Source organism: Enterobacter sp. CGMCC 5087 (assembly GCF_003144775.1).
Lineage (GTDB): Bacteria > Pseudomonadota > Gammaproteobacteria > Enterobacterales > Enterobacteriaceae > Enterobacter > Enterobacter cloacae_M.
Genome location: NZ_QFXN01000095.1, coordinates 1 through 11,566, shown reverse-complemented (window position 1 = coordinate 11,566; position 11,566 = coordinate 1). Strand labels below are relative to the sequence as shown.

11 protein-coding genes and 2 tRNA genes are annotated in these 11,566 nt (G+C 55.6%); 12 read left to right on the top strand and 1 reads right to left on the bottom strand.

The window, feature by feature from the left end; genetic code table 11:
* Positions 1-115: 115 nt before the first annotated feature.
* Positions 116-190 (top strand) — tRNA-Gln (locus tag DEO48_RS09370).
* Positions 191-226: 36 nt separating this feature from the next.
* Positions 227-301, top strand: a tRNA-Gln gene (locus DEO48_RS09365).
* 109 nt (positions 302-410) lie between these two features.
* Here DEO48_RS09365 and ubiF read toward each other — a convergent pair.
* Positions 411-1,586: a 3-demethoxyubiquinol 3-hydroxylase gene (gene ubiF, locus DEO48_RS09360; protein ID WP_045402162.1), complete on the bottom strand. Its 1,176-nt coding sequence runs from the start codon at positions 1,584-1,586 to the stop codon at positions 411-413.
* 135 nt (positions 1,587-1,721) lie between these two features.
* On the opposite strand from ubiF, the gene miaB reads away from it, so the two are divergent.
* From miaB to DEO48_RS09310, 10 genes are all read left to right on the top strand, one after another.
* Entirely contained in the window at positions 1,722-3,146 is a 1,425-nt protein-coding gene (gene miaB / locus DEO48_RS09355) for a tRNA (N6-isopentenyl adenosine(37)-C2)-methylthiotransferase MiaB (RefSeq protein ID WP_032641703.1), read from the top strand.
* Between the two features lie 163 nt (positions 3,147-3,309).
* On the top strand, positions 3,310-4,356 hold the full coding sequence (locus DEO48_RS09350; protein ID WP_008501053.1) for a PhoH family protein: 1,047 nt from the start codon (positions 3,310-3,312) through the stop codon (positions 4,354-4,356).
* Entirely contained in the window at positions 4,353-4,820 is a 468-nt protein-coding gene (gene ybeY / locus DEO48_RS09345) for an rRNA maturation RNase YbeY (protein ID WP_109844990.1), read from the top strand. Before DEO48_RS09350 ends, ybeY begins: the two co-directional genes overlap by 4 nt.
* 89 nt (positions 4,821-4,909) lie before the next feature.
* On the top strand, positions 4,910-5,788 hold the full coding sequence (gene corC, locus DEO48_RS09340) for a CNNM family magnesium/cobalt transport protein CorC (protein ID WP_021242574.1): 879 nt from the start codon (positions 4,910-4,912) through the stop codon (positions 5,786-5,788).
* A gap of 5 nt (positions 5,789-5,793) precedes the next feature.
* Positions 5,794-7,332, top strand: coding sequence for an apolipoprotein N-acyltransferase (lnt, locus tag DEO48_RS09335; RefSeq protein ID WP_109844989.1), 1,539 nt, complete (start codon positions 5,794-5,796; stop codon positions 7,330-7,332).
* 352 nt (positions 7,333-7,684) lie between these two features.
* Entirely contained in the window at positions 7,685-8,590 is a 906-nt protein-coding gene (locus DEO48_RS09330; RefSeq protein WP_146198256.1) for an amino acid ABC transporter substrate-binding protein, read from the top strand.
* Between the two features lie 155 nt (positions 8,591-8,745).
* The gene (locus DEO48_RS09325; protein ID WP_023310756.1) at positions 8,746-9,486 is read left to right on the top strand and encodes an amino acid ABC transporter permease; all 741 of its coding nucleotides are present in this window, start codon (positions 8,746-8,748) and stop codon (positions 9,484-9,486) included.
* The gene (gltK, locus tag DEO48_RS09320) at positions 9,486-10,160 is read left to right on the top strand and encodes a glutamate/aspartate ABC transporter permease GltK (protein WP_014883002.1); all 675 of its coding nucleotides are present in this window, start codon (positions 9,486-9,488) and stop codon (positions 10,158-10,160) included. The genes DEO48_RS09325 and gltK overlap by 1 nt, the downstream gene beginning before the upstream one ends.
* Entirely contained in the window at positions 10,160-10,885 is a 726-nt protein-coding gene (locus tag DEO48_RS09315) for an amino acid ABC transporter ATP-binding protein (protein WP_014883001.1), read from the top strand. The genes gltK and DEO48_RS09315 overlap by 1 nt, the downstream gene beginning before the upstream one ends.
* A 120-nt stretch (positions 10,886-11,005) precedes the next feature.
* Positions 11,006-11,566, top strand: a 561-nt coding sequence (locus DEO48_RS09310; RefSeq protein WP_181366988.1) for a nucleoside hydrolase, incomplete at its 3' end; no start/stop codon positions are given.

Genomic DNA, 11,566 nt, shown 5'->3' with positions numbered 1-11,566 from the left:
CTACGTAGCTCAGTTGGTTAGAGCACATCACTCATAATGATGGGGTCACAGGTTCGAATCCCGTCGTAGCCACCAAATTAAGATTGTCGATTTTTCGGTAATCAAGACAAATTGTTGGGGTATCGCCAAGCGGTAAGGCACCGGATTCTGATTCCGGCATTCCGAGGTTCGAATCCTCGTACCCCAGCCAATTTAAAAAGTCGTTAAGCAGTTTGTTTAACGCAATTGGGGTGTCGCCAAGCGGTAAGGCTCTGGTTTCTGATACCAGCATTCCGGGGTTCGAATCCCTGCACCCCAGCCACTTAAGTAACAAAAAAGCCCGCTCTGCGGGCTTTTTTGTTTTTGTTGTTAGTATTGTGCGGCCTGTTGCCCTCACCCTGCCCCTCTCCCACGGGGAGAGGGAATGAAAACTAAAGTCCTAAGGCGTATTTCAGCGCCTGACGTTTCAGACCGCCGGCACGCTCCGCTGCCATCAATCCAATATTACGCAGAATGCGCACCGGGGCTAAGTCATTGCTGAACCCGGCATAGAACAGATCCATCCCCGACTGCATAATAAAGTTATCCGCCATGCGCCGCGTCTGGTAACGCTTGAGAATCTGATGGCTGGCCCAGTTTTCCGCGTGCCCGCGGGCGCTGCTCAGCACATCCAGTAACGCATCGACATCACGGTACCCCAGATTCACGCCCTGCCCGGCCAGCGGATGAATGGTGTGCGCTGCATCGCCCACCAGCGCCAGCCCTTCACGGGCATACTGCAAAGCATGGCGCCGCGTGAGGGGAAACGCCCCGGCAGCCACCGGCGTAACGTTGCCCAGACGGCTCGGAAAATGCAGGCGAATTTCCCGCTGCAATTGTTCCATTGAAAGCCCCTGCAGCTGGCGAATGCGTGCCGGTTTGTCGTACCAGACCAGGGATGCCCAGTTATCAAACAGCGGTAAAAACGCATGCGGGCCATTCGGCGTAAAGTGCTGCCACGTGCTTTCTCCCGGCGCATTCTCGCACTCGGCGGTAATCAGCATGCAGGACTGCTCATACTGCCAGGCATGAACGCCAATTCCCGCCATCTGTCTGACCTGCGAGTTAGCGCCGTCCGCTCCGACGACGAGCTTCACGGCCAGTTCATCGCCGCTGTCGAGCGTCAGCAAATACCCGCTCTCGTGAGGATGCAGAGCCTTAATCGACGCCGGAACGCGCAGCGTCACCTTCGGGTGCGCCTCCAGCGCCTGCCAGAGCGCCTGCTGGAGCACGTTGTTTTCCACCATATAACCCAGGCGCGGCAGCTTCAGCTCAGCGGCATCAAACGCGACGTGGGCATTTTCCCACTCCCAGGTTTCAAGACGGCTGTAAGGATGGGCGCGCATCGCCAGCACCGCCTCCCAGACGCCCAGCCCGCGCAGCAGATCGACGGACGCCGCGCTGATCGCGGAAATGCGCACATCCGGTTTGCTGGCGGGATCGAAGGCCGGTGGAGCAGCCTGTTCGATTACCGTTACCTCAAATCCCTGCTGCGCCAGCCCCAGCGCCAGCGCGCCGCCGACCATACCGCCGCCGACAACGGCAACTTCGGTGTGTAGGAGTGTCATGGTCAATTTTCCTTATTGGAGAATCCCTTAAGTTTACCGGATTTTTGCGGTCCTGAGACACATAACCTTCATACTGGTCACAACCCCACCAAAGCATTACAATACGCGGCTTGCAATCCTGAGCTGAGCAAGTCGATGACTAAAAAACTCCATATAAAAACCTGGGGCTGTCAGATGAACGAATACGATTCATCCAAGATGGCCGATCTGCTGGATTCAACCCACGGATACCAGCTGACAGAAAATGTGAAAGAAGCAGACGTTCTGCTGCTGAACACCTGTTCGATCCGTGAAAAAGCGCAGGAAAAAGTCTTTCACGTGTTAGGCCGCTGGAAGCTTCTCAAGCGAAAAAATCCGGACCTGATCATCGGCGTGGGTGGCTGCGTCGCGTCGCAGGAAGGTAAGCTGATCCGCCAGAGAGCCCCGTATGTGGATATTGTCTTTGGCCCTCAGACCCTGCACCGCCTGCCGGAGATGATCAATCAGGTTCGCGGCAACCGTAGCCCGGTCGTTGACGTGAGCTTCCCGGAAATCGAAAAGTTTGACCGTCTGCCGGAGCCGCGCGCCGATGGCCCGACCGCCTTCGTCTCCATCATGGAAGGCTGCAACAAATACTGCACTTACTGCGTGGTGCCTTACACCCGCGGTGAAGAAGTCAGCCGTCCGGCAGACGATATTCTGTTTGAAATTGCGCAGCTTGCCGCGCAGGGCGTTCGCGAAGTGAACCTGCTGGGCCAGAACGTTAACGCCTGGCGCGGGGAAAACTACGACGGCACCACCGGCAGCTTTGCCGAGCTGCTGCGTCTGGTGGCCGCGATTGACGGCATCGACCGCATTCGCTTTACCACCAGTCATCCGATGGAGTTTACCGACGACATCATTGACGTGTATCGCGATACGCCAGAGCTGGTGAGCTTCCTGCACCTGCCGATTCAGTGTGGCTCTGACCGCGTGCTGAACCTGATGGGCCGCCCGCATACGGTGCTGGAGTACAAGTCCACCATTCGTAAGCTGCGTGAAGCGCGTCCGGATATCCAGATCAGCTCCGACTTTATCGTCGGCTTCCCTGGCGAAACCGCTGATGACTTCGAGCGCACCATGAAGCTCATCGGTGAAGTGAATTTTGACGTCAGCTACAGCTTCATCTTCTCTGCGCGTCCTGGAACACCTGCGGCCGATATGGTTGACGATGTGCCGGAAGAAGAGAAAAAGCAGCGTCTGTATATTCTGCAGGAGCGTATTAACCAGCAGGCCAATGCGTGGAGCCGTCGTATGCTCGGCACCGTTCAGCGCATTCTGGTGGAAGGCACCTCCCGCAAGAGCATTATGGAACTCTCCGGTCGTACCGAAAACAACCGCGTGGTGAACTTTGAAGGCACCCCGGATATGATCGGTAAATTCGTGGACGTCGAAATTGTTGAAGTGCTGACCAACTCGCTGCGCGCGAAGCTGGTACGCACCGAGGACGAAATGGGGCTGCGTATTGCCGAGTCACCGGAATCCGTGATCTCTCGTACCCGTAAAGAAAACGATTCTGGCGTGGGGATTTACCAGCCTTAATCCTCCTGGCCTGCCTTTCCGGCAGGCCTTGTATTTCCTCTCATCGTCCCCAATATCTTCCGCAACGCTTGCGCCTTTATCCTGTGGCGTGAATAATTTCGGTAATGACCGTTTTATTACGCCCTATCGCAATGGGTCAGTTAACCAATTAAAGAGGAACAGTTTGAATATAGATACGCGTGAAATTAGCCTTGAGCCAGCAGACAACGCTCGCCTGCTGAGCCTGTGCGGGCCGTTTGATGACAACATCAAACAACTGGAGCGACGTCTGGGTATCGAAATCAATCGTCGCGATAATCATTTCAAACTTACCGGACGCCCTATCTGCGTCAACGCCGCTGCGGACATTCTGCGTAGCCTGTATGTTGATACCTCCCCGATGCGCGGCGAAATTCAGGATATCGAACCGGAACAAATTCACCTCGCCATTAAAGAGGCGCGCGTGCTTGAGCAAAGCGCGGAAAGCGTGCCGGACTACGGTAAGGCAATCAATATCAAGACCAAACGTGGCGTCATTAAGCCGCGTACGCCAAACCAGGCGCAGTACATCGCCAATATCCTCGACCACGATATCACCTTCGGCGTGGGTCCGGCGGGTACAGGTAAAACCTATCTGGCCGTTGCCGCTGCGGTAGATGCGCTGGAACGCCAGGAGATCCGTCGCATCCTGCTGACCCGCCCCGCCGTCGAAGCGGGCGAAAAGCTGGGCTTCCTGCCTGGCGATCTGAGTCAAAAGGTCGACCCGTATCTGCGTCCTTTATACGATGCGCTATTCGAGATGCTCGGCTTTGAGAAGGTTGAGAAGCTCATTGAGCGTAACGTTATCGAAGTGGCCCCGCTCGCCTACATGCGCGGTCGTACGCTGAACGATGCGTTCATCATTCTCGATGAGAGCCAGAACACCACCATCGAACAGATGAAGATGTTCCTGACGCGTATCGGCTTTAACTCGAAAGCGGTCATTACCGGTGACGTCACCCAGATCGACCTGCCGCGCAGCACCAAATCAGGCCTGCGCCACGCGATTGAGGTGCTGGCCGAGGTCGACGAAATCAGCTTTAACTTCTTCCACAGTGAAGACGTGGTACGCCACCCGGTGGTCGCGCGTATCGTTAACGCCTATGAAGCCTGGGAAGAGGCGGATCAGAAGCGTAAGGCCGAACTGGCCGCAGAACGTAAGCGCGAAGCGCAGGAGCAAGAACAGAAATGAGTCAGGTGATCCTCGATTTACAGCTGGCCTGTGAAGACAATTCCGGCATGCCAGATGAGGCACAGTTTCAGAAATGGCTGGATGCGGTAATCCCCCAGTTTCAGGAAGAATCAGAAGTGACGATTCGCCTGGTGGATGAAGCAGAAAGCCATGAGCTTAACCTGACCTATCGCGGGAAAGATAAGCCGACCAACGTGCTCTCTTTCCCGTTTGAATCGCCTCCGGGCATTGAGATGCCGCTGCTGGGCGATCTGATCATCTGCCGTCAGGTGGTTGAACAGGAAGCGAAAGAGCAGCAAAAGCCGCTTGAGGCCCACTGGGCGCATATGGTGGTACACGGCAGCCTGCATCTGCTCGGCTACGATCACATTGAAGATGACGAAGCGGAAGAGATGGAGTCCCTCGAGACAGAGATAATGCTTGCTCTGGGCTATGAGGATCCGTACATTGCCGAGAAAGAATAGTCCGTCACCTGACGGACTCACATGCCGCCACGAAAGGATATCGCGTGGCGGTAAACGTTGAACCAACAAGAGAACCCTTAACAAACGCCATGAGCGACGACAATTCACACAGTAGCGACACGACAACCAGTAAAAAGGGATTTTTCTCCCTCATTCTGAACCAGCTTTTCCACGGCGAACCCAAAAACCGTGATGAACTGCTGGAGCTGATTCGTGATTCCGGGCAGAACGACCTTATCGACGAAGATACGCGTGAAATGCTCGAAGGGGTTATGGACATCGCCGACCAGCGCGTTCGCGATATCATGATCCCCCGCTCGCAGATGATCACCCTGAAACGTAACCAGACTCTGGACGAGTGCCTCGATGTGATCATCGAATCCGCCCACTCGCGTTTCCCGGTCATCAGCGAAGACAAAGATCACATCGAAGGGATTTTGATGGCCAAAGATCTGCTGCCGTTTATGCGCAGCGATGCCGAAGCCTTCAGCATGGAAAAAGTGTTACGCCAGGCCGTGGTTGTGCCGGAAAGTAAACGTGTGGATCGGATGCTGAAAGAATTTCGCTCTCAGCGTTACCACATGGCGATTGTTATTGATGAGTTTGGTGGCGTTTCCGGTCTGGTCACGATCGAGGATATTCTTGAGCTGATCGTGGGCGAAATCGAAGACGAGTACGACGAAGAAGAAGATATCGACTTCCGTCAGCTTAGCCGCCACACCTGGACCGTGCGCGCGCTGGCCTCCATCGAGGACTTCAACGACGCCTTCGGTACCCACTTCAGCGATGAAGAGGTCGATACCATTGGCGGGCTGGTGATGCAGGCCTTTGGCCACCTCCCGGCGCGCGGTGAGACCGTTGACATCGACGGTTACCAGTTCAAAGTGGCAATGGCCGACAGCCGACGTATTATACAGGTTCACGTCAGAACGCCGGACGACTCACCGGTGCCAAAACTGGAAGATTAATGTAAATGGCATTTGCCCCACTGCTTGAACGCCAGCGCGTCCGTTTGCTGCTGGCGCTGTTACTCGGAGCCAGCGGTACGCTGGCTTTTTCTCCTTACGATATCTGGCCCGCCGCCATTCTCTCCCTGATGGGGCTTCAGGGCCTGACCCTGAATCGTCGTCCGGTACAGGCTGCTGCCATCGGTTACTTCTGGGGGCTGGGGCTGTTTGGCTCAGGTATCAACTGGGTCTATGTCAGCATCGCCCAGTTTGGCGGTATGCCTGGCCCGGTAAACGTCTTCCTGGTGGTATTGCTCGCCGCGTATCTCTCGCTCTATACCGGTCTGTTCGCCGGCATCCTTTCTCGCCTGTGGCCAAAAACCACCTGGCTGCGCGTCGCCATTGCCGCGCCGGTAGTCTGGCAGATAACCGAGTTCCTGCGCGGCTGGGTGCTGACGGGCTTCCCGTGGCTACAGTTCGGCTACAGCCAGATTGACGGCCCGCTGAAGGGGCTGGCGCCGGTCATGGGCGTTGAGGCCATTAACTTCCTGCTGATGGTGGTGAGCGGCCTGCTGGTATTAGCGCTGGTCACACGCTGCTGGAAGCCGCTGGCTGTGGCGCTGGTGCTGTTTGCCCTGCCCTTCCCGCTGTGCTATATCCAGTGGTTCACGCCCGAGCCAGAGCGCACCCTGCAGGTTTCCATGGTGCAGGGGAACATCCCGCAGTCCATGAAGTGGGACGAGAAAGAACTGCTGAATACGCTGAAGATCTACGCCAACGCCACCGAAGAGGTGATGGGAAAATCACAGCTGATTATCTGGCCGGAGTCTGCCATTCCCGATCTGGAGCTCAACCAGCAGCCGTTCCTCAACATGATGAACGACCTGCTGCTGGCTCGGGGCAGCACGCTGATCACCGGGATTGTCGATGCGCGTCTGAATCAGCACAACCGCTACGACACCTACAACAGCATCATTACGCTCGGGAAAGACAGCGAGTACAGCTACCACTCCACTGACCGGTACAACAAGAACCACCTGGTGCCGTTTGGTGAATTTGTCCCGCTGGAGTCGATTCTGCGCCCGCTGGCCCCGTTCTTTGACCTGCCGATGTCCTCTTTCAGCCGCGGCCCGTACGTACAGCCTCAGCTGCACGCGCACGGCGCTGCCCTGACGGCGGCCATCTGCTACGAAATCATCCTCGGCGAGCAGGTGCGCGATAACTTCCGCCCGGATACGGACTATCTGCTGACCATCTCTAACGATGCCTGGTTTGGTAAGTCAATCGGCCCGTGGCAGCACTTCCAGATGGCACGCATGCGCTCCCTGGAGCTGGCGCGTCCGCTGCTGCGCAGTACCAACAACGGCATCACGGCCGTGATTGGTCCGCAGGGTGAAATTCAGGCAATGATCCCGCAGTTTACCCGCGAGGTACTGACCACTAAAGTCACGCCAACCACGGGGCTGACGCCATACGCGCGCACCGGCAACTGGCCGCTGTGGGTACTGACCGCGCTGTTCGGCTTTGGCGCGGTGCTGATGAGCCTGCGTCAGCGTCGTAAATAACCTTTCCTTCTGTTGTCGGGTGGCGTAGCCGCCACCCGACAATTTTCTCCAGACTCCCATTCTGGCACGCCTATTGCTTTGTTTATTCAGGTAAACGCAGTTTGGCTTAACGTGCAACTTTGTCGCACCAGCGTAGATCATCGGTAGCACCGAAACGGTGCAACGGGAGATATTTGCCTCTGAATGGTGCGGCGCGCTTCGCAAAAATAAACAATAACGCAGCAAAATCTTTACATTAAGCCAGACTAAATGTTAACAAGCTTGCATAACACTGCACTCGCACTGCGCGAGATATAACAACATCACAATGGGTATCAATGCGTCGCTGGCGCTGATAAAAAAGGAGTTGGGTATGCAATTACGTAAACTGGCCACAGCAATGCTGGTTATGGGAATGTCTGCAGGCGTGGTTCACGCTGAAGATGCTCCGGCAGCAGGCAGCACTCTCGACAAGATTGCCAAAAACGGCGTCATCGTGGTCGGCCACCGTGAATCTTCTGTCCCGTTCTCTTACTACGACAACACGCAAAAAGTCGTGGGCTATTCACAGGATTACTCCAACGCCATCGTTGAAGCTGTGAAGAAAAAGCTGAACAAACCTGACCTGCAGGTGAAGCTGATCCCAATCACTTCACAGAACCGTATTCCACTGCTGCAAAACGGCACCTTTGACTTCGAGTGTGGCTCCACCACCAACAACCTCGAGCGTCAGAAACAGGCAGCATTCTCTGACACTATCTTTGTCGTGGGCACCCGTCTGCTGACGAAGAAAGGCGGCGAGATCAAAGACTTCGCTGACCTGAAAGGCAAAGCGGTTGTTGTGACCTCTGGTACGACGTCAGAAGTGCTGCTGCACAAGCTGAACGACGAGAAGAAAATGGATATGCGCATCATCAGCGCGAAAGACCATGGCGACTCCTTCCGTACCCTGGAAAGCGGTCGTGCCGTCGCGTTTATGATGGATGATGCTCTGCTGGCGGGCGAACGTGCGAAAGCGAAAAAACCAGACAACTGGGATATCGTCGGTACCGCGCAGTCCAAAGAAGCCTACGGCTGTATGCTGCGTAAAGACGACCCGCAGTTCAAAAAGCTGATCGATGACACCATCGCTCAGGTGCAGACCTCCGGCGAAGCGGAGAAATGGTTCGACAAGTGGTTCAAGAACCCGATTCCACCAAAAAACCTGAACATGAATTTTGAACTGTCTGACGACATGAAAGCGCTGTTCAAATCACCAAATGACAAGGCTTTTAACTAATTAGAACTACAGGGGCGGGATCTCCTGCCCTCTCGATTGTCGGGAAGCATGGACAGACTATACGTTGAGTGGTCGTTCCCCACTCAGCGCGAAAAATGAGCTTCTCACCAATCTTCGAGGGTAGCGCTGCTACCCTTTTTTTTCTGGAGTTTATTATGTCAATAGACTGGAACTGGGGCATATTCCTGCAACAAGCCCCGTTCGGCAACACCACCTATCTTGGCTGGCTGTGGAGCGGCTTTCAGGTCACCGTGGCACTATCGATAACGGCGTGGATTATCGCGTTTCTTGTCGGTTCTTTGTTCGGTATTCTGCGCACCGTCCCTAACCGTTTTCTTTCAACGCTTGGCACCCTGTATGTGGAACTGTTCCGTAACGTTCCGCTGATCGTGCAATTCTTTACCTGGTATCTGGTCATCCCGGAACTGCTGCCGGAAAATATTGGCATGTGGTTCAAGTCTGAGCTGGATCCGAACGTGCAGTTCTTTGTCTCCTCCATGATGTGTCTGGGGCTGTTTACCGCTGCGCGCGTTTGCGAGCAGGTGCGTGCCGCCATTCAGTCATTGCCGCGCGGACAAAAAAACGCGGGCCTGGCAATGGGCCTGACGCTGCCCCAAACCTACCGCTACGTGCTGCTGCCTAACGCCTACCGCGTTATCGTTCCACCGATGACCTCTGAGATGATGAACCTGGTGAAAAACTCGGCCATCGCCTCAACTATCGGCTTGGTGGATATGGCCGCGCAGGCGGGCAAGCTGCTGGATTACTCCGCTCACGCGTGGGAATCCTTCACCGCGATTACGCTCGCGTATGTTCTGATTAACGCTTTCATCATGCTGGTGATGAACCTGGTTGAACGCAAAATCCGCCTGCCGGGTAATCTGGGGGGCAAATAATGTACGAATTTGACTGGAGTTCTATCGTTCCATCCATGCCTTACCTGCTTGATGGCCTGGTGATTACCTTAAAAATCACCGTTATTGCCATCATCATTGGTATCGTCTGGGGCACCCTGCTGGCCGTCATGCGCCTGTCGAGCTTTAAGCCGCTCGCCTGGTTTGCGACCGCCTACGTTAACGTGTTCCGTTCCATCCCGCTGGTGATGGTGCTGCTGTGGTTTTACCTGATTGTGCCCGGTTTCCTGCAGAACGTGCTGGGGCTGTCGCCGAAAACCGATATCCGTCTGATCTCCGCCATGGTGGCGTTCTCAATGTTCGAGGCCGCTTACTACTCAGAAATTATCCGAGCGGGCATTCAGAGTATCTCCCGCGGGCAATCCAGCGCCGCGCTGGCGCTGGGAATGACGCACTGGCAGTCCATGCAGCTCATTATTCTGCCGCAGGCGTTTCGCGCCATGGTTCCGCTCCTGCTGACCCAGGGCATCGTGCTGTTCCAGGATACCTCCCTGGTCTACGTTCTGAGTCTGGCAGACTTCTTCCGTACCGCGTCAACCATCGGTGAACGTGATGGTACGCAGGTCGAAATGGTGCTCTTTGCGGGTGCGGTCTATTTTGTGATTAGTTTAAGCGCGTCGCTGTTGGTCAGCTGGCTGAAGAAAAGGACGGTATAATGATTTCCCTGAAAAATGTTTCTAAATGGTATGGGCACTTTCAGGTGCTGACCGACTGCTCCACCGAAGTCAAGAAAGGCGACGTGGTGGTAGTGTGCGGGCCGTCCGGCTCCGGTAAATCGACGCTGATCAAAACCGTCAACGGACTGGAGCCGGTGCAGCAGGGTGAGATCGTCGTCAACGGCACCAAGGTCAACGACAAGAAAACCAACCTCGCTCAGCTTCGCTCTCACGTTGGCATGGTGTTCCAGCACTTTGAGCTATTCCCTCACCTCTCCATTATTGAGAACCTGACGCTGGCGCAGGTAAAAGTGCTTAAGCGTGATAAAAAAGCGTCGCGCGAGAAAGGTCTGAAACTCCTGGAACGCGTTGGGCTTTCGGCGCATGCCGATAAGTTCCCGGCACAGCTTTCTGGCGGCCAACAGCAGCGTGTGGCGATCGCCCGCGCGCTGTGTATGGATCCGGTGGCAATGCTGTTTGATGAGCCAACGTCGGCGCTCGATCCAGAGATGATCAACGAAGTGCTGGACGTAATGGTCGAGCTGGCGCACGAAGGGATGACCATGATGGTGGTGACCCATGAAATGGGCTTCGCCCGTAAAGTGGCCAACCGCGTGATCTTCATGGACGAAGGGAAAATTGTCGAAGACTCACCGAAAGAAGAGTTCTTCGCTAACCCGAAATCCGAGCGTGCGAAAGATTTCCTTGCGAAAATCCTGCACTAACCTTCCCGGTGCGCAATCTGCGGATTGCGCACTGCTTCACGCTTTCGCTCAGTTCCTCTCGTCGGCGTCACATTGCAGCGTTAACCTTGTCACAAAATAACGCTACGTATGGAGAACGCTATGGCACAGCCTATTATTCTCGATTGCGATCCGGGTCATGACGACGCGATCGCGCTCGTCCTCGCTCTTGCCTCCCCTGAACTCGTGGTAAAAGCCGTCACTTCATCCGCCGGAAACCAGACGCCTGACAAAACCCTGCGCAACGTGCTGCGCATGCTCACGCTGCTCAAACGCACCGATATTCCTGTCGCCGGCGGGGCCGTGAAGCCGCTGATGCGCGAGCTGATTATTGCCGACAACGTTCATGGTGAAAGCGGGCTGGATGGTCCGGCACTGCCGGAGCCGGGTTTCACGCCGCAAAACTGTACCGCCGTCGAGCTGATGGCGAAGGTGCTGCGCGAAAGCGCGGAACCGGTAACGCTGGTGGCAACCGGACCGCAAACCAACGTTGCGCTGCTGCTGAACAGCCATCCTGAGCTGCATAATAAAATTGCCCGTATTGTGATTATGGGCGGGGCCATGGGGCTGGGGAACTGGACGCCTGCGGCGGAGTTCAACATCTTTGTCGACCCGGAAGCGGCGGAAATCGTCTTTCAGTCCGGCTTACCGATTGTGATGGCC

Bases quoted from the DNA above. Each gene is read 5' to 3' on its own strand.
- ubiF (WP_045402162.1), bottom strand. From the start codon at position 1,586: ATGACACTCCTACACACCGAAGTTGCCGTTGTCGGCGGCGGTATGGTC.
- miaB (WP_032641703.1), top strand. From the start codon at position 1,722: ATGACTAAAAAACTCCATATAAAAACCTGGGGCTGTCAGATGAACGAA.
- ybeY (WP_109844990.1), top strand. From the start codon at position 4,353: ATGAGTCAGGTGATCCTCGATTTACAGCTGGCCTGTGAAGACAATTCC.
- corC (WP_021242574.1), top strand. From the start codon at position 4,910: ATGAGCGACGACAATTCACACAGTAGCGACACGACAACCAGTAAAAAG.
- lnt (WP_109844989.1), top strand. From the start codon at position 5,794: ATGGCATTTGCCCCACTGCTTGAACGCCAGCGCGTCCGTTTGCTGCTG.
- DEO48_RS09330 (WP_146198256.1), top strand. From the start codon at position 7,685: ATGCAATTACGTAAACTGGCCACAGCAATGCTGGTTATGGGAATGTCT.
- DEO48_RS09325 (WP_023310756.1), top strand. From the start codon at position 8,746: ATGTCAATAGACTGGAACTGGGGCATATTCCTGCAACAAGCCCCGTTC.
- gltK (WP_014883002.1), top strand. From the start codon at position 9,486: ATGTACGAATTTGACTGGAGTTCTATCGTTCCATCCATGCCTTACCTG.
- DEO48_RS09315 (WP_014883001.1), top strand. From the start codon at position 10,160: ATGATTTCCCTGAAAAATGTTTCTAAATGGTATGGGCACTTTCAGGTG.